Source organism: Brevundimonas sp., assembly GCF_036963785.1.
Classification (GTDB): Bacteria; Pseudomonadota; Alphaproteobacteria; order Caulobacterales; family Caulobacteraceae; genus Brevundimonas.
The window spans coordinates 39541-54686 of record NZ_JBALUS010000006.1; the positions used below are offsets into that span (position 1 = coordinate 39541).

Consider the following 15146-nt stretch of genomic DNA (forward strand, 5'->3'; position numbering starts at 1 on the left):
TCCGCGAGAGCCCGCGTTTCGGCCCACAGGAGGCTGTCATGCGTACGAACACTCACTTCTTTTCGCGCGGCGAGCGTAAGGCCGCTCTTTGGGCCGTTGTCGCGGCTGTAGCCTTGTCGGCTGCCGGCTTTGCCTGGGACTGGGCCCAGGGCCCGTCGCTGGGCCTCTATGAGCGGATGGGCCAGACCCAGCTCGTGGGCGCCATCGAGGCGCAGCCGCTGAGCTAGAGCAGGCCAGGGCCTGGTATCAGCCCTTGTCGCGCAGCAGGCGCGCCTTGTCGCGCTGCCAGTCGCGTTTGGCCGAGGTCTCGCGCTTGTCGTGCAGCTTCTTGCCCTTGGCCAGCGCCAGCTCGACCTTCGCCTTGCCCGATTCGTTCAGATAGAGCTTGAGCGGGATCAGCGTCTGGCCGTCCTTCTGAACCGCCCCGATCATGCGGTCGATCTGCCGTCGATGCAGCAGCAGTTTCCGCGGACGGCGCGGCTCATGATTGAACCTGTTGGCCTGGGCATAGGGCGGGATGTCGGCATTGATCAGCACGATCTCGCGCCCCTCTATGGCGGCATAGCTTTCGGCGATATTGGCGCGCCCGGCCCGCAGCGCCTTGATTTCAGTGCCGACCAGCATGATGCCGGCCTCGACCGGCGCGTCCAGAAAATAGTCGAAACGCGCGCGCCGGTTTTCGGCGATCACCTTCGGCTCATACTTCTTCTTGTCCGACTGCGGACGCCTTTGGGCGGGGGCTTGGGCCATTACTGAACGCCCGCGGCCTTCATGGCGCGGTCGAGGACGGGTTTGACCCCATCCGCTGTCGGCGCCAGCGGCAGCCGCACCTCGTCGCTGCACAGGCCCAGTTGCGACAGGGCGTATTTGGTCGGCGCCGGAGAATTGTCGAGGAACAGGGCCTTGTGCAGGTCGATCAGCCGATCCTGCCACAGGCGGGCGCTTTCCAGGTCCCCGGCCTGAACCGCGTCATAGAGCGCCACCATCGCTTCGGGCGCGACGTTCGACGTCACCGAAATCACCCCGTGACCCCCATGGGCCAGATAGCCGAGGAAGGTCGGGTCATCCCCGGAGATCAGGTCAAACCGTCCCTCGACATGGGTGCGCATCCAGCTGGCGCGGGCCAGATCCGCCGTAGCGTCCTTGATACCGACGATGTTCGGATGCCTGGCCAGCCGCGCCACCGTGTCATTCGACATATCGACGCCGGTGCGCCCGGGCACATTGTAGAGCAGCACCGGCAGCTGCACCGCCTCGGCGATCGCCTCGAAATGCAGGGCCAGGCCTTCCTGTGAGGGCCGGTTGTAATAGGGCGTGACCACCAGCGCCCCGTCGGCACCGACCGTCTTGGCATGGCGCACCTTGTCGATGGCGACATCGGTCGAGGACGAGCCTGCGCCCGCGATCACGCGGATGCGCCCGGCCACGGTCGAAACCACGGACTCGACCACATGGGCGTGCTCGTCTGCAGTCAGGGTCGCGCTTTCGCCGGTCGTGCCCATGGGCACCACGCCGTGCACGCCGGCCGCGATCTGGCGCTCGACCAGGGCGGTCAAGGCGGCATCGTCCACCTTTCCGTCACGAAGAGGTGTGATCAAGGCGGTGATCACGCCCTTGAAAGTCGGGCCGGTCATGGGAACGATGGTCCTTCGGGTGGGCTTTAGCGAGTCTGCGGAAGATTTCGAACGTAAGGGGCGCCTCGTGCTGCCGCAACCGAGATGATGGGGTTAGGACAAACCATGCTGACATCGATCCTGGCCACGATCCTGGCCCTCAGTGCCCCTGCGCCCGAGGTGCTGGTGTCGAACCTGACATCGGTGAACTGGTTCTCGTCGTCGAAGTCGGACGCAAACGCGCAGGAAGTGCCATACGGCGCCACCGTCCGCCTGCTGAACGAGGCCGAGGCCCGCCTGCTCAACCAGGCGCTGGAAGCCGCCCGGGCCCGCGACATCGACCGCGCCCGCAGCCTTGCCGCCGGGATCGACAACGCCACCGCCCGCAAGCTGGTCGACTGGGCCCTCGTCGACACCTCGGCCGATCTGATGAGTTTCGAGGAACTGGCCCGCGCCCGGGTCACCTTTGCCGACTGGCCCCGCGCCGAAAGCCGCGTCATGGCCGGCGAACGCGCCATTGGCCGCAGCTCGGCCAGCCCGGCGGCGGTCCTCGCCTTCTTCGACGGCCACCCGCCGATGACCATCGACGGCGCCATCGGCCTGGCCCTCGCGCTCGAGGCCTCGGGCCGAGCGGACGAGGCCCGCCCCATCATCCGCGACTGGTGGCGGAACCAGTCGTTCGAATTCGACGCCCAGAGCCGCATCCTGTCGATCTGGCCGAACTGGATCGCGCCTGCGGACGATGAGGCGCGTCTGAACATGCTGCTGCTGGGACCGCATGGTCCTGCCACGCGCGCCATCATCGATCGGGTCAGCCCCGAACAACGCACGATCGCCGAGGCTGTGCTGGCGCTTCGCACCGCCTATGCCCCTGACGCCATCGTGGCCGGCCTGACCCCGGCCCAGGCAGGTCACCCGGCCGTGGTGCTCGAGCGGGTTCGCATCCTGCGCTCGCAGGGCCGCGAGGCCGAGGGTTTCGGCCTGCTGGCCGGTCTGCCCGCCGCGCCGACCCACTCCGACGGCCAGAACACGCTGTGGAGCGAGCGCCGCAACTATTTCCTCGACGCGCTGGAGGTCCGCAACTGGCAGGCCGCCTACGATTCCATGGCCGGTCATGGCTTCCCCGGCGGCGAGCGCATGGTCGATGCCGAGTTCTTTGCCGGCTGGGTCGCCCTGGTGAAGCTGAACGATCCCGCCCGGGCCGCGCGCCATTTCGAATCCCTGCGCCAGATGTCCGAGACCCCGATCACCCAGGGCCGGGCACTGTACTGGCTGGGCCGCGCCGCCGAGGCCCAGGGCGATATGGGCGCCGCCCGAGGCTACTATGGCGCCGGCGCGATCCACATCCAGTCCTTCTACGGCCAGCTCGCCGCCGAAAAGGCGGGCCAGACGCGGATCACCCTGCCCGCCGACCCGGAGATCACGCCCGAGGCCCGCGCGGCCTATGAAAGCAATGAAGTGGTTCAGGCCGCCCGCATGTCGGGTGAAGCCGGAGAGATGGGCCTGCTCCGGGCCTTCGCCTATCATCTCGACGATACCTTGCCGGCCGCCACCGACGTCGCGCAGCTGATGGACATGGTGCTCGGCTTTGGCGACCGGTTCGGCTCGATGATGGTCGGGCGCGCCGCCAGCCAGCGCGGCTGGCTGATGCCCGTGCGCCAATACCCGATCCGCATCCCGCCCGAGGTTGCAGGGGCTGCCCCCCTGCCCTTCACCCTGGCCATCACGCGTCAGGAATCCAGCTATGACCCGTTGGTGGTGTCGAGTGCCGGAGCGCGCGGCATGATGCAGTTCCTGCCGTCCACCGCCTCGGGTGTGGCCCGTCGTCTGGACATGCCCTATTCCGCCGACCGCCTGTGGGACCCGGACTACAATATGACGCTGGGCAGCTATCACCTCGGCGAGCTGATGGTGGCCAATGGCGGGTCCATGATCCTGGCGGCCGTAGGCTACAACGCCGGACCGGCCCGCCCGCCCCAGTGGATCGCCCGCTGCGGCGACCCGCGCGGGGGCGTAGTCGACCCTGTCGACTTCATCGAGTGCACGCCGTTCACCGAGACGCGCAACTATATGATGCGGGTCATGGAAAATATGCAGATCTACAAGGCGCGACTGGGCGACGGCACCGGCGAGCTCACCCTGTCGGCCGATCTGGCGCGCGGTGGCTCCGGCCCGACGCCCTATCTGTCGCTCGCCAACTAGAGGCGCGTCAGGGTCAGGACGGGGCCGTCCTCGCTGTCCAGCCAGCGACCGGCAAGGCCGAACACGTCACGCAGGACGGAGGGGTCCAGCGCCTGCGCGGTCGGGCCGTCGGCGCGGATCTTGCCCTGATCCATGACGATCACCCGGTCGGCAAAGCGCGCCGCCAGCGACAGGTCGTGCAGACTGGCCACAACGGTCTGGCCCGCACCGGCCCGCGCCTTCAGCCGTTCCAGAACCAGCAACTGCCCCTCCGGATCGAGACCGGCGACCGGTTCGTCCGCGAGGATCAGTCCGGCGTCCGACGCGAGTACCCGCGCCAGCAGCACCCGCGCCCGCTCGCCCCCCGACAGTTCAGCCACACCCCGATCCGCCAGCGCCCCGGCCTCGACCTCCTCAAGTGCCGCCATCGCACGGCCCCGGGCCCCGTCGGACTGCAGGAATCCGGCACCCAGCGCCACGACCTCGATCGCCGGGAGGTTCCAGGCCACGGTGCCGTCCTGCGGCAGATAGGCCAGCGCCCCGGCCCGGCCCCGGGGGCTGAGGATCGAAAGGTCCGCGCCGTCCAGCCGGACCTGTCCTGCATCCGGCTTCAGAAGGCCGCAGACCGCCTGAATCAGACTGGTCTTGCCGGCCCCGTTCGGCCCCACCAGTGCGATCAGTTCACCGGGGCCCACCGACAGGCTGACGTCGCGTACGACGGTCCGCTTGCCGCGCGACAGGTCAAGCCCCTCGATCGTCAGCCGGGGTGTCGCGGCCATGCTCAGACCCTCCATGCGCGGGCGGCGCGCCAGGCGATCAGGGCGAACAGCGGCGCACCGACAAGGGCTGTGAACACCCCCAGCTTCAGCTCCTGATCCGTCGGAGTGATACGGGTCATCAGGTCTGCGACGACCAGGATCAGCCCGCCGGCCAGCGCCGACGGCAGCAGGACCCTGCCCGGGTCGGCGCGCACCGAGGCGCGCACCAGATGGGGCGCCACCAGACCGACAAAGCCGATCACGCCCGCAGCAGCCACGGCGGCCCCTGCGGCCAGACTGGCGGCGATCAGGGCCAGCAGCCGCAACCGGTCCAGCGGCAGTCCCAGGGTCCGCGCGGTCTCGTCGCCCAGCGACAGGGCCTTCAGACCCGGCGCGCTCAGCCTCGCGAGGGCGGCGGCGGGCACCAGCGCGGCCGAAACCCACAGCACATCGCCCCACCCCCGGTTCTGCACCGACCCCAGCAGCCAGGCCATCACCTCGGCCGTCGCAACCGGCGAGGGCGACAGGTTAAAGATCAGCGCCGTCGCGGCCCCGGCAAAACTGGACAGGGCCACCCCGAACAGGATCAGGGCTTCCGGCGCCCGGATGCGCGCCGCAAAGGCGACCAGCGCCGCCGCCCCGATGCCGGCGCCCGCCATGGCGGCCAGCTCGACCGCACCGGTGACCATGCCCGCCCCCGCGACCAGCACCAGCCCGCCGCCGAGGCTGGCCGTGGCCGACACCCCGAGCACCCCCGGCTCGGCCAGAGGATTGCGCAACAGCCCCTGCATCAACGCCCCCGACAGACCCAGCGCCGCCCCCACGACCACAGCACAGACCGCGCGTGGAGCTCTCACCTGCCACAGGATCAGCCCCGGCCCTGACGCGGGTTCGCTGAAGGCCTGCGCATATTGCGCTAGGCTCAGCCCGACCTCGCCCAGCATCAACGCCGCGATCAGGGCGACCGCCAGCGCCAATGCCAGCATCAAATTGATCCGTGCCACCGTCATCGAGCGTCTCGCAGCTCGGCCAGCGCGGGCACGGCCTCGGCCATGAACCAGGCCGGACAGGTCAGCATGGCGGCCGGAAGTCGGACAGTCGGGCGATCCTCGACCAGGCGCTTCACCAACGGGTGCCGCCCTGGACCCCTCCGGTCGGCGCGCGTCTGATCATAGAAGCCGAGGGCGAACCGCTCTGGCGGCTCCATGGCCAGCTGCTCGACCCGCACCGCGCCAAAGCCGGCATGCCCGGCGGCGTTCTCAAGCCCCGCAGCCTCCAGACTGGCGTCGATCAGGGTGCCCGAGCCACTCGTGAACCCGCCGGCGGTCAGATAGAGGGCGGTGACGGGCCGCGCCCCTTCCGGCGGCGCCCCGTCGTTCAGCGTCGTCCGCATCCGGCCGATCAGGGCCTGCCCCTCGGCCCGACGATCCAGAGCCTGCGCCACCTCGGCGATACTCTGCTCGACCGAGGCGAAATCAGCGGCATCGGTGATCGTCACCACCCTCACCCCCTGCCGCTCCAGTTGGGCCAGCAGGCGGGCATCTCCGCCCCAGTACCGCACGACCACATCGGGGGCATATGCGACCAGCGACTCCAGCGTCGGCCGCAGCATCCGGTGCCCTGCGGCTTCGGTCCGCAGCCAGGAATCCGGATCGTCCGCGCGCGGCGACAGGGCCAGATCATGCCCCTCGCCCAGCGCCAGCACATACTGGTCCGCGCACTGATCCAGCGACAGGACCCGCAGGGCGTCTCCCTCGGGCTCGCCGAACGATGACCCGCAGCCCGCCAGCAGCAGGACCGTCGCAATGACCGACGCGACCGCCCGTGTCACGCTCGGATCAGGCCGTCGAACACGGTATCCAGCATCGCCTTGACCAGCGCCTCCCGCTCGACCCAGTCGAAATAGGGCTTGGTGATCAGCAGCGACACGACGCCGTGCCCCCCGGCCCAGATCACCTGGGCTGCGGTGCGCGGCGGGACCTTCAGCCGCCCGGCGGCATCGACCTCATGCACCACCGTCTCAAACGCCCGGAACAGGCCGATGCCCACCTCTTGGGCCGCGGACTTTGCTCCCTCGGCCTCTTGGGGGCGCGTCAGATAGATCAGGCGATAGGCATTGGGATTATCAAAGCCGAAGGCGATGTAGGATTCTATCAGCCGCCTGAGACGCTGCTCGGGCGGCAGGTCGGCCTCCATGATCACGTCCTGGGCCCGCGTCAGGGCCTGGAACGCCTCCTTGCAGATCTCGTGCAGGATCGCGGCCTTGTCGGGGAAATGCATGTAGAGGGCCGTCGAAGACAGGCCGACGGCATCGGCGATCTTGCGGATCGTCGCGCCCTCATAGCCGTGATCGACAAAGATGCCCTCGGCGGCGGAAAGGATTTCCTCGCGCCGGAAATGCCCCTCGCCCTTGGGTTTGCGCCGGGACTTTGAACGGGGGGCTGTCGCAGGCAAGCCTGTCCTCCATGCGGTTGCGGCCAGCCATACTGACTCTTGCCGTCGGGCGCCAGTTCGGGGTCCGGCGCCCCCTTCGGCTTGTCCAGACGGATCAGGATGGCTAACCCGTATACCGGGAGGGAGAATGGACGCCCATGCAACCGACGAGCGGCTGGACCGTCCGGGCGTGGTTCCGGGTCCGCCCCGCGCCCTCAGCGCCGTGCGCCGCTCCCTGACGGGAGGGCAGGCGCTCGCCTTGCTTGCCGGTTCGACCGGGATGGCGGTTTGGGTCTGGATGGACGGCGCCGGCATGCAAGCCGTCCTGTCCGTTACGGTCCCGGCACTCTTCCTCGCCTGTGCCCTCTGGCGACTGGCCCTGATCCTCGCCTCGGCACGCCCCCGCGCTCCCGAACTCGGGACCGGCCCCCTGCCCCGCTACACGGTGGTCGCTGCCCTGCATGACGAGGCCGAGGTCCTGCCCCAGCTGATCGACAATCTGGCGGCGCTCGACTATCCCGCTGACCGGCTGGAAGGGTTCCTGGCCCTTGAGGCGCATGACCACGAGACGATCGAGGCCGCCTATGCCGCCAACCGCCCCGACTGGCTGTCGATCCTGATCGTCCCGCCGGGTGAGCCGCGCACCAAGCCGCGCGCCCTGAACCATGCCCTGGCCCGGGCCACCGGCCGCCTCATCACCGTCTATGATGCCGAAGACGACCCGGACCCGCTGCAACTGCGCGAGGCCGCGGCCCGCTTTGACCACGATGCGACCGGCACTCTCGCCTGTCTTCAGGCGCCGCTGCGCATTCGCCGCCGTGCCCACAGCCCGGACGCCTCGCCCTTCCTCGACCGGCAGTTCGCCGTCGAATATGCCGCTCTTTTCGAGGTGGTCCTGCCCGGCATGACGCGGCTGGGCCTGCCCTTCCCGCTGGGCGGCACCAGCAACCACTTCCGCGTCGATGTGCTGAAGCAGGTGGGCGGCTGGGACGCCTGGAATGTCACCGAGGATGCAGACCTTGGCTTCCGTCTGTGGCGATCCGGCTATCGGCTGGGCGTCCTGACCCGACCGACATGGGAGACCCCACCCGGTGGCCTCCACGCCTGGCTGCCCCAAAGAAACAGATGGATGAAAGGGTTCATGCAGACCTGGGGCGTGCATACGCGCCAGCCCCTGTCGTTGGGCCCGCGCGGCCTGCTGGCGCTGATCATGACACTTGGGGTGTCGCTGGCCTCGGCGGCGGTGCACGCACCCTCGGTCGCCTGGGTTGCGACCTCCGTCCTGGTGGCAGCAGTCGCGGGCATCACCCCGTCGACCCCGATCCCGGCACTGGGCGTGCTGCTGCTGGGCGCCGGCATGGCCTGGGTCTCGGCCCTCATCGGGGCCAGCCGGGCGGGCGTTCCCTATCGACTGGGGGACATGCTCCAGGCCCCGGCCTACTGGTCGCTGCTCAGCCTCGCCTTTGCCCACGCCGCCTGGCGACTGGTGACCGAGCCCTTCGCCTGGGACAAGACGCGCCATCGGCCCGATCCCGAGCCAGACCTGCCGCCCGAATCCCACGCCGCGCCGCTGGACGCAGGGCCGCCGGTGCGCTTAACCAGCCCCCATGGCCTCGAGACTGTCCCCACACCCTGATGTCCTGATGACGCGCGACTGGGCGGACTATGCCCTGCTCGACTCCGGACATGGCCGCAAGCTGGAACGCTATGGCCGCTACACCGTCGTTCGGCCCGAGCCCCAGTGTGTGTGGGAGCCGCGCAATGCCTCGGCCTTCGACCGGGCCGATGCCGTCTTCGATCCACAGGACGAGGATGACGACGGCCGCTGGCGCTTTGCCGGAAAGTCGGTCGATGCCTTTCCGCTGGGCTGGGGCGAGACGCGGTTTACCGCCCGCTTCACCCCCTTTCGCCACCTCGCCTTCTTTCCGGAGCAGGCCGCCAACTGGGAATGGCTGGACCAGCGGATCCGCGCCCGCAAGCGCCCGACCCGCATCCTGAACCTGTTCGGCTATACGGGTGTCGCCTCGCTGGTCTGTTCAGCCGCAGGCGCCGAGGTCACCCACGTCGATGCCTCGAAGAAGTCGGTCGCCTGGGCGCGCGAGAATGCCGAACTGTCCGGCCTTGCCGACCGGCCGATCCGCTGGATCGTCGAGGACGCCCGCCGCTATGTCGCCCGCGAGCGCAAGCGCGGCTCGCTCTACGACGGCATCATCCTTGATCCGCCGAAATACGGACGCGGCCCGACCGGCGAGGTCTGGCGCCTGTTCGAGGACCTGCCCGGCCTGCTGGCCGACTGCGCCGCCATTCTGGAGCCCCAGGCCGACTTCCTGCTGCTCAACGCCTATGCCGCGCGCATCTCGGGCCTGTCGCTGGCCCATCTGATGGATCAGGCGACCGCCGGACGCGCTGGCCGCATCGACTGGGGCGAGCTGGCGCTGGCCGAAAGCGGCGAGAACGGCCGCGCCATCGGCCTCAGCTTCTTTTCCCGGTGGTCCGCGACATGACCGAACGCCTGATCACCTCCCTGACCAATGACACCGTCAAATCGGTGCGCGCCCTGCACATGCGCAAGGAGCGGGAATTCACCGGCCAGTTCCTGTCGGAAGGTCTGAAGTTCATCGGCGAAGCTCTTGATATGGGACGCACGCCCCGCCTGCTGATGGTGGGCATGGAGGCGCGGCCCCACGCCCTGCTCGACCGCGCCCGCGCCGCGACCGAGGCTGCCGGGGGCGAGATCGTGGTCGTCACCCACCCCATTCTGGAAAAGATCAGCCGCCGCGATAACCCCCAGACGGTGCTGGCCGTTTTCGATCAGGTCTATACGGCGCTGGATGACATTGACCCGACCTCGGCCCCGGCCTGGATCGCTCTGGAACAGGTGCGCGACCCCGGCAATCTCGGCACCATCATCCGCACGGCCGACGCGGCCGGTTGTGGCGGCGTCATCCTGATCGGGGACTGCGTCGACCCCTATTCGGTCGAGGCCGTGCGGGCCACCATGGGGTCCGTGTTTGCCGTGACCCTCACCCGGACCACGCCCGAGGCCTTCCTTGAGTGGCGCAAGTCCTGGCCCGGCAGTGTCATCGGCACCCGGCTGGACGCCACCGAGGCCCCGGGATCGGCTCACTTCACCCGGCCCAATCTGGTGCTGATGGGCAATGAACAGGCCGGCCTGACCGACTCCCTCGCCGCAGCCTGCGACGTCAATGTCAAAATCCCGATGCGCGGCCGCGCCGACAGCCTCAACCTCGCCGTCGCCACCGGCATCATGGCCTATGCCGCGACGGAGGACGCAGGCGCCTAGCCGTCGACGTCGCGGCACATCAACATCTGGGCGATGCGGGCTTCCTTGTCGGGTGTGAAGCCACAGGCAACCTGTCCAGAGCGCGGATTGCGCCACGTGCCGAACATCATATCTCAAAGCGGCAGGCCATAGTTGTTGCGGTGAACTCCGCGTTCATGATGCAGGCGATGCATCTCGGGCCGCTGGAAGATCAGGCCGACAGCCCAAGGCGTCTTCTGGTCGGCATAGGCGATCAGATTGAAAAGCGTCACTGCCATCAACGCTAACGCCGCCGACCAAGGCCCTACGCCCAGAAGCGCGTAGGCGACCAGCGCATTGAGCAGGGTAGCTGCTAAAGCATCAAAGGGGTGCAGATAGAAGGCAGTCAGGGCTTCAATCCGCGACGGGCTGTGGTGCAGCTGATGAACCCAGCGCCACAGCCGATCCGACTTGTGGATCAGGCGATGCCACCAATAGGCAACGAAACTCGCCACCAGGAAGGTCACGCCCGCACCGCCCCAGACTCCCAACCTCGGCCCGAAGGCCAGCAATGAATGATCGGCGATCCAGCGCTGAAAAAGGAACCCCGCCGCGACCACGGCCAGCAGGTTGGTGGCGTTGAGAGCTCCTGCATACAGGCGCCACCGGCGATCGCACGAAGCGCCGGAAGCGGGAGCAATCACCTCCCGAGTGAAGATCAGCGAGAAGACCGCAAAGGTCACCATGTAGACCCAGAACATCATTCGCTCACGCTAGGCTCCGTGAGATTAACTGGCGAGTGGCCATCGCGTCGCGCTCACGTCCCCCTCGGCTTGACCCGGGTCGTGGGCGCGGCATTCGCGGGGTCCTCCGGCCAGGGGTGGCGGGGATAGCGGCCCCGCATCTCGGCCCGCACGGCGGCCCATGAACCGGTCCAGAAGCCGGGCAGGTCTTTCGTCACCTGCACCGGTCGCCGCGCGGGCGACAGCAAGGCCAGCGTCAGCGGTACCCGGCCGTCGCCGACCGTCGGATGGGCCTTCACGCCAAACATCTCCTGCACGCGAATATCGACGCGCGGCCCGCCCTCGGCGGCATAGTCGATGCCGGTCGATCCCAGCGGCGTCTCCAGCCGCGCGGGGGCCAGCCGGTCCAGCTCGCGCTGCCGGTCCCACGGAATCAGCGCCCGCAGACCCGCTTCCAGCGCGCCATCCGCAATGCCTTCCAGCCCCTGCACCCCCGCAAGAAGCGGCCATAGCCATGCCTCGCGCGCCGCCAGCAGCCCCTCGTCCGACACATCGGGCCAGCCCTCATCCAGCCCCCGCAGGAAGGCCAGGCGTGCCCGGAGCGCCGAGGCCCGCTCGCCCCAGCGAAGGCCCTTCAATCCTTCCCGCTCGACTTCACCCTTCAGCAGGTCGGTGACCTGGGCCTTGTCCGGGGCCCCCAGCGACACCTCCTCGACCACCAGTTCGCCGATCCGCTTCAGGCGGCGCACCTCCATCCGGCCGGACGGCGTGCGCACCATTCGCTCCTCCTCGACCATCCGGTGGCCCAGCGCGTCGATATCCACCGGGCAGGCCAGACGGATGCGATCGCCGCTGACCCCGCCGCTCAGCTCCGCCACCGCCAGCCAGGGCGACCCGGCCAGCGCATCGGTCGGCTCCAGAAAGGCCCCGCGCCCGGACGCCAGCCGCACCTCGCCCGGCCTACCCCGCGCCCGCGCCACCCGCTCGGGGAAGGCCTCCACCAGCAACAGGCCCGCATCAACCTCCAGCCCCTTTCCGCCGCCCGCCAGCCGCGCCCAGCGGTCGGCCAGCTTCAGCGCGTCGCGGGCGCGGGGCGAGCGGTCGCGCTCCAGCGCCTCCAGCCGGTCACGCAGATCGGTCGAGGTCCCGCCCAGACCCGGTTCGCCCAGAATCGCCGCGATCCGCGCGCCGGTCAGGGCATCCCCCCGGTCCGAGGCCACCGCCACCATATGCGCCAGCCGCGGGCTCATCGGCAGTTCGGCCATCCGCCGCCCGTGCGGGGTCAGGTCGCCGCGCTCATCAAGCGCCCCCAGTCGGGTCAGCACCGCCCGCGCCTCGGCAAAGGCCCCGGCGGGCGGCGGATCGATCAGGGCCAGACCTTCGGCCGACCGCGCGCCCCATCGCGCCAGATCCAGCGCCAGTCCGGTCAGATCGGCCTCGAGGATTTCGGCGGGCTGTTCGGGAATCAGGCCCCGGCTCTGTTCCTCGTCCCACAGGCGGTAGCAGGTGCCCGGCCCGACGCGTCCGGCCCGACCGCGCCGCTGATCGGCCGAGGCGCGGCTGACCCTCACGGTCGCCAGTCGCGTCAGCCCGCTGGCCGGCTCAAAGCGCGGCACCCGCGACAGGCCACTGTCGACGACCGCCGTAATGCCCGGCAGCGTCAGGCTGGTTTCCGCCACGGCTGAGGCCAGGATCACGTGGCGATGCCCGGCAGGCGGCGCAGACAGCGCCCGGTCCTGCACGGCGCGATCCAGCCCGCCATACAGGCTGACCACCTCCACATTCGCAGGCAGGGACGCCTCGGACAGCGCCCGTGCGGCCCGGTGGATTTCCGACTGGCCGGGCAGGAAGACCAGCACCGACCCGCCCGTCTCGCCCAGGGCCCGGCGAACCGCGCGGGCCACCGCCGTCTCCAGCCGTTCAGAAGGATTGCTACCCAGATGGACGGTCTCGACCGGGAAGGCCCGCCCCTCGGCCTCGATCACCGGCGGGCCGTCCAGCACCCGCACCATGGACGCCACATTCAGCGTCGCCGACATGACGACCAGCTTCAGATCAGGCCGCAGCAACTCCTGCGTCTGACGGGCCAGCGCCAGCCCCAGATCGGCGTCCAGACTGCGCTCGTGAAACTCGTCGAAGAGGACGGCAGCCACGCCTTCCAGCCCGGGGTCGGCGATGATGCGGCGCGTGAAGATGCCCTCGGTAATCACCTCGATGCGGGTCTTCGGACCGACCCGGCTTTGCAGGCGGGTGCGATAGCCGACGGTCTCGCCCACCGGCTCGCCGCGCATGTCGGCCATACGCTCGGCCGCGGCCCGGGCGGCCAGCCTGCGTGGCTCCAGCACAAGGATGGTGCCGGCCTCGCCGATCTGGCTGTCCAGCAGGGCCAGGGGAACGCCGGTGGTCTTGCCCGCGCCCGGCGGCGCGCCCAGCACCACGGCCGGGTGGTCCCGGACCGCCGCGATCAGGCGGTCCAGAACCTCATGGATGGGCAAATCGGACGCCGCAGTGCGGCCAGGCGTGGTCGTCACGGCGTCCGGCTGCTCACGGTCAGCCCAGCAGTTGCGGGAACATGCCGATCACCAGAATGGCCGTCACCGCCAGCGGGCACAGCCACGCCACCAGGAAGCGCCACATCGACAGGGCGCCGCCCGTCAGCCCGGTTTCGGCATCGACGATCTTCTTGTCCGCCACCCAGCCGATGAACAGGGCGGTGACCAGCCCCGACAGCGGCAGGAACAGTTTGGAGGTGATCCCGTCGAAGGCATCGAACCAGCCCGCATTCTCAAAGCCCGGAATGAAGGGGATGGGCCGCTGGTCGGCGAGGATGTTGAACGATAGCGCCGACAGCACGCCGAACACAAAGATCACCAGACCCATGCCCCAGGCCGCAGCACTGCGCGACACACCGAACTTCTCCGTGATCCAGCCCACCGAGATTTCCAGCAGCGACACCGACGAGGTCAGGGCCGCAAAGAAGGCCAGCACGAAGAAACCGAAGGCCACGATCGCGCCGCCCGGCATCAGCTGGAAGGCGGTCGGCAGGGTCTGGAACATCAGGGTCGGGCCGGCATCCGGCTGAAGGCCGACGCTGAACACGATCGGGAAGATGGCCAGACCGGCGATGATGGCCACGGCCGTATCGGCAAAGGCGATGGTGCCCGAGGTCGAACCCAGATTGGTATCCTTCGAGGCATAGGCGCCATAGGCGATCATGGCCCCGCCGCCGAGGCTGAGCGAGAAGAAGGCCTGGCCCAGGGCCGAGCTCATCACGCCCGGTTCGGTGATGCGGCTGAAGTCGGGCGAGAACAGGAAGTTGATGGCCTGGGCGAAGTCCCCCGTCATCGCGGCATAGATGGTGATGCCGATCAGCAGGAAGAAGAAGGCCGGCATCAGCCACACAGCCGCCGCCTCAATGCCGCCCTTCACGCCGCGCGCGACGATCAGCACGGTAAGGATGACGAAGATCGACTGCATGCCGACCAGCAGGGCCGGGTTGGCGAACAGCGCCGGCATCATCTCGCGGATCGATTCCGGCGACTGCTCCGGATAGGCGCCGCCCAGCGCATTGCCGCTCGACACCGCATCAACCAGACCCATGCCGCTGGTGCCGATGAAATAGACGACCCAGCCGGCGACCACGCAATAGAACGAGAGGATCAGGGTGTTGGCGATCAGGCCCAGGACCGCCATGGCGCTCCACGCGGGGCTGGCCCCGGACTGGCGCGCCAGATGCACGGCGCTGCCGATGGTCGAGCGCTGGCCGTGACGACCGATCAGGGTCTCGGACAGCAGCAGGGGTGCCGCGATCAGCACCACGCACAGGATGTACAGCAGCACAAAGGCGCCGCCGCCGTTCGTCCCCGCCTCAGTCGGGAACCGCCACAGGTTCCCGAGACCCACCGCCGAACCGGTGGCCGCCAGTACGAAAGCCGTCTTTGACGACCATTTAGCCTGCCCGGAGGGCGAAGACGCGACCATATGAACACTCCCCCGCACCGGTGACCCGTCGGCCCCGGCACTGTTTGGTTACCGTTGCGGCGACCTTGACGGCGCCCCCCCCACGAATCAAGCCCGGCGGGCCTGACCTTGGCGTTATCAAATAACTCTCGCGCGCCCCAAGATGACGATTGCGTGAAAACGGGGGCCGATCTAG

The 15146-nt window shown here is 69.0% G+C and carries 14 protein-coding genes; 5 read left to right on the forward strand and 9 right to left on the reverse strand.

The genetic code is table 11. The features are described from left to right. Positions 1–38 precede the first annotated feature (38 nt). On the forward strand, positions 39–227 hold the full coding sequence (locus V7672_RS12875) for a hypothetical protein (protein WP_335624995.1): 189 nt from the start codon (positions 39–41) through the stop codon (positions 225–227). A 19-nt stretch (positions 228–246) separates the two neighbouring features. Here V7672_RS12875 and smpB read toward each other — a convergent pair whose 3' ends face one another. Then, positions 247–750 carry an SsrA-binding protein SmpB gene (gene smpB, locus V7672_RS12880; protein ID WP_322260354.1) on the reverse strand — a complete coding sequence of 168 codons (504 nt, stop codon included), beginning with the start codon at positions 748–750 and terminating at the stop codon, positions 247–249. Then, entirely contained in the window at positions 750–1634 is an 885-nt protein-coding gene (dapA, locus tag V7672_RS12885) for a 4-hydroxy-tetrahydrodipicolinate synthase (protein ID WP_335624996.1), read from the reverse strand. The genes smpB and dapA overlap by 1 nt, the downstream gene beginning before the upstream one ends. 105 nt (positions 1635–1739) lie before the next feature. Here dapA and V7672_RS12890 point away from each other — a divergent pair, with 105 nt between their 5' ends. Further along, positions 1740–3815, forward strand: a complete 2076-nt coding sequence (locus V7672_RS12890; protein ID WP_335624997.1) for a lytic transglycosylase domain-containing protein — start codon at positions 1740–1742, stop codon at positions 3813–3815. Here V7672_RS12890 and V7672_RS12895 read toward each other — a convergent pair. From V7672_RS12895 to V7672_RS12910, 4 genes are read right to left on the reverse strand one after another with little or no spacing between them, the layout of a single operon-like run. Beyond that, complete coding sequence (locus V7672_RS12895; RefSeq protein WP_335624998.1) at positions 3812–4573, reverse strand: ABC transporter ATP-binding protein; 762 nt, start codon at positions 4571–4573, stop codon at positions 3812–3814. The two genes, V7672_RS12890 and V7672_RS12895, sit on opposite strands and share 4 nt — an antisense overlap. Positions 4574–4575: 2 nt before the next feature. Continuing rightward, positions 4576–5562: a FecCD family ABC transporter permease gene (locus tag V7672_RS12900; protein ID WP_335624999.1), complete on the reverse strand. Its 987-nt coding sequence runs from the start codon at positions 5560–5562 to the stop codon at positions 4576–4578. Then, on the reverse strand, positions 5559–6383 hold the full coding sequence (locus V7672_RS12905) for an ABC transporter substrate-binding protein (protein ID WP_335625000.1): 825 nt from the start codon (positions 6381–6383) through the stop codon (positions 5559–5561). Before V7672_RS12905 ends, V7672_RS12900 begins: the two co-directional genes overlap by 4 nt. Next, complete coding sequence (locus tag V7672_RS12910) at positions 6380–7006, reverse strand: TetR/AcrR family transcriptional regulator (protein WP_335625001.1); 627 nt, start codon at positions 7004–7006, stop codon at positions 6380–6382. The genes V7672_RS12905 and V7672_RS12910 overlap by 4 nt, the downstream gene beginning before the upstream one ends. Before the next feature lie 127 nt (positions 7007–7133). On the opposite strand from V7672_RS12910, the gene V7672_RS12915 reads away from it, so the two are divergent. Genes V7672_RS12915 through V7672_RS12925 form a run of 3 tightly spaced genes read left to right on the forward strand, consistent with a single transcriptional unit; the run spans position 7134 to position 10289 of the window. Further along, a complete protein-coding gene (locus V7672_RS12915) occupies positions 7134–8621 on the forward strand; it encodes a glycosyltransferase family 2 protein (protein ID WP_335625002.1) in 1488 nt (495 codons plus the stop codon). Further along, positions 8593–9489, forward strand: coding sequence for a class I SAM-dependent methyltransferase (locus tag V7672_RS12920; protein WP_335625003.1), 897 nt, complete (start codon positions 8593–8595; stop codon positions 9487–9489). The genes V7672_RS12915 and V7672_RS12920 overlap by 29 nt, the downstream gene beginning before the upstream one ends. Next, complete coding sequence (locus tag V7672_RS12925) at positions 9486–10289, forward strand: TrmH family RNA methyltransferase (protein WP_335625004.1); 804 nt, start codon at positions 9486–9488, stop codon at positions 10287–10289. The genes V7672_RS12920 and V7672_RS12925 overlap by 4 nt, the downstream gene beginning before the upstream one ends. A 113-nt stretch (positions 10290–10402) precedes the next feature. Here V7672_RS12925 and V7672_RS12930 read toward each other — a convergent pair whose 3' ends face one another. From V7672_RS12930 to V7672_RS12940, 3 genes are read right to left on the reverse strand one after another with little or no spacing between them, the layout of a single operon-like run. Continuing rightward, positions 10403–11011, reverse strand: coding sequence for a sterol desaturase family protein (locus tag V7672_RS12930; RefSeq protein ID WP_335625005.1), 609 nt, complete (start codon positions 11009–11011; stop codon positions 10403–10405). Between the two features lie 53 nt (positions 11012–11064). After that, complete coding sequence (hrpB, locus tag V7672_RS12935) at positions 11065–13521, reverse strand: ATP-dependent helicase HrpB (protein WP_335625006.1); 2457 nt, start codon at positions 13519–13521, stop codon at positions 11065–11067. Between the two features lie 19 nt (positions 13522–13540). Further along, positions 13541–14971 (reverse strand): sodium-dependent transporter, encoded by a 1431-nt coding sequence (locus tag V7672_RS12940; protein ID WP_335625007.1) that lies wholly within the window; start codon positions 14969–14971, stop codon positions 13541–13543. Between the last annotated feature and the right edge of the window lie 175 nt (positions 14972–15146).

Coding starts and splice junctions, on each gene's coding strand:
- V7672_RS12875 (WP_335624995.1), top strand. CDS start 39: ATGCGTACGAACACTCACTTCTTTTCGCGCGGCGAGCGTAAGGCCGCT.
- V7672_RS12920 (WP_335625003.1), top strand. CDS start 8,593: ATGGCCTCGAGACTGTCCCCACACCCTGATGTCCTGATGACGCGCGAC.
- V7672_RS12915 (WP_335625002.1), top strand. CDS start 7,134: ATGGACGCCCATGCAACCGACGAGCGGCTGGACCGTCCGGGCGTGGTT.
- V7672_RS12925 (WP_335625004.1), top strand. CDS start 9,486: ATGACCGAACGCCTGATCACCTCCCTGACCAATGACACCGTCAAATCG.
- V7672_RS12890 (WP_335624997.1), top strand. CDS start 1,740: ATGCTGACATCGATCCTGGCCACGATCCTGGCCCTCAGTGCCCCTGCG.
- V7672_RS12940 (WP_335625007.1), bottom strand. CDS start 14,971: ATGGTCGCGTCTTCGCCCTCCGGGCAGGCTAAATGGTCGTCAAAGACG.
- V7672_RS12900 (WP_335624999.1), bottom strand. CDS start 5,562: ATGACGGTGGCACGGATCAATTTGATGCTGGCATTGGCGCTGGCGGTC.
- V7672_RS12895 (WP_335624998.1), bottom strand. CDS start 4,573: ATGGCCGCGACACCCCGGCTGACGATCGAGGGGCTTGACCTGTCGCGC.
- smpB (WP_322260354.1), bottom strand. CDS start 750: ATGGCCCAAGCCCCCGCCCAAAGGCGTCCGCAGTCGGACAAGAAGAAG.
- dapA (WP_335624996.1), bottom strand. CDS start 1,634: ATGACCGGCCCGACTTTCAAGGGCGTGATCACCGCCTTGATCACACCT.
- V7672_RS12930 (WP_335625005.1), bottom strand. CDS start 11,011: ATGATGTTCTGGGTCTACATGGTGACCTTTGCGGTCTTCTCGCTGATC.